Raw genomic sequence first — 1487 nt, forward strand, 5'->3', positions numbered from 1 at the left:
GGTTTGCGCGGCGCGCAGGATTGCCGGTTGCCAGCGGGCACGCCACCACAGGCCCAGGCTCGCCAGGGTGGTGAATGCCAGGAGCAGGGTGCTCAGTTGCCAGATCCACAGCGTAGACGTTTCGTTCAGGGCTGCGGGTGTGCCGCTGGCAGGCGTGTCCACGGCCAGATTGGGGTTGGCCGCCGCCATCAGGGTGCGGGCGGGCAGGTAAGTGCGCTCCAGATGATCTTCGTGGGTGTTCCACCACACCACTTCGACTGCGGGCAGTTCAATCTGGCCAACCCGGGTCGGGACCAGTGCTTCGCGTTCTTCGCGGCTGCCGATCAGGCCGTTTTCGGTGATCTGGTTGCTCAGTTGCGGCAGGTCAGGGTAGCGCCGCAGGCCGTTGACATCGGTGGCAGGCAGGGGCGGCAGCTGGGCGCTGGACAGGCCTTCGGCCTTGAGCGTGAGGGTGCGGGTCAGGGAGTCACCGACGAGTGTATGGTCAGGTTCCGGGTTCCAGGTTTCGCTTATGCTCAGGCTGCGCGCAGGCAACCAGGGAGCCGTGGCTAGCCAGGCGTCGGGCTTGGGCAACACGCTCAGGGGGATTTCAGCCGAGGTTACGTGGACCATCTTGCCGGGCGTTGGCCCCAGCGGGGCAGGGGCCGTGGCTTGCTGGCTGTCGACCTGGGTGGCGCTGAAGGTTTGTGCCGGGATGATCAGTTCGCCGCTGCGCTGCGGGTAGATGCCGTAGCGGCGTTCGATCACACCATGGCGCACGCCGTTGATAAGCTTTTCATAGGTGCGCGACTCGCCCAGTTGCTCGACGATGGCGTCGTCCAGGTGCAGGGTGGTCAGGCTGCTGTCGTCGTACAGCGCTACGGAGTGGTAAATGCGCAGGGTCAGCAGCGCCTGTGCCTGCACATAGACCTTGGGCTGGTCGAGGCTGGCCTCGATAAACACCGGTTCCAGTTCGCTTTCGCTGGCCACGCTCTGGGTCACGGTGAGGGTGATCGGCTGGCTGTGGTAGTCGCCGATTTGCAGTGACGGGATGATCACTGTGCCGGTCTGTCTGGGTTGCAGGGTGATGATCCAGCGGGTGGTGCCCTTGTTGTCGTCGCTGAGGCTGTTGAGCTGGTTGACCTGGCGAGTGCCGCGCACTTCGAACAGCCCGTCCAGCGGGGTGAGGTCGGGCTTGCCGAACTGGGTGACGTCGTCGGATTCCAGGGTCAGTTCGACGGTTTCACCGGAGTTGAGCTGGTCGCGGTCAACACTGGCGATCAGGCCCAGGGCGTTTGCCGGCAAGGTCCAGCAACACAGCAAAAGAAGCAAAACACAGAGGCGGTTCATTTGGGCGTGTCCTGATGGAGCTGCTGTTCGTACCAGAATTTGCGGCGTAACAATTCGGCAGGGTTGTCGGGGATCTGTCTGAGCCATTGTTCCAGGGCCTGGCGTTGTTCTTCTGCGGTCTGGTTGGCGGCCGGAGCGGGCGGGCGCGTGGTGGGCCC

General features: G+C 64.1%; 2 protein-coding genes. Both read right to left on the reverse strand.

What is annotated here, in order from left to right; genetic code table 11:
• The coding region (locus GHO03_RS24420) for a BatD family protein (protein ID WP_153400682.1) at positions 1 to 1329 on the reverse strand (1329 nt) is incomplete at its 3' end.
• The coding region (locus GHO03_RS25695; protein WP_178110378.1) for a hypothetical protein at positions 1326 to 1487 on the reverse strand (162 nt) is incomplete at its 5' end. The genes GHO03_RS24420 and GHO03_RS25695, both read right to left, overlap by 4 nt.

The sequence above is a fragment of the Pseudomonas sp. FSL R10-1339 genome (genome assembly GCF_009600545.1).
Taxonomy (GTDB): Bacteria; Pseudomonadota; Gammaproteobacteria; order Pseudomonadales; family Pseudomonadaceae; genus Aquipseudomonas; species Aquipseudomonas bubulae.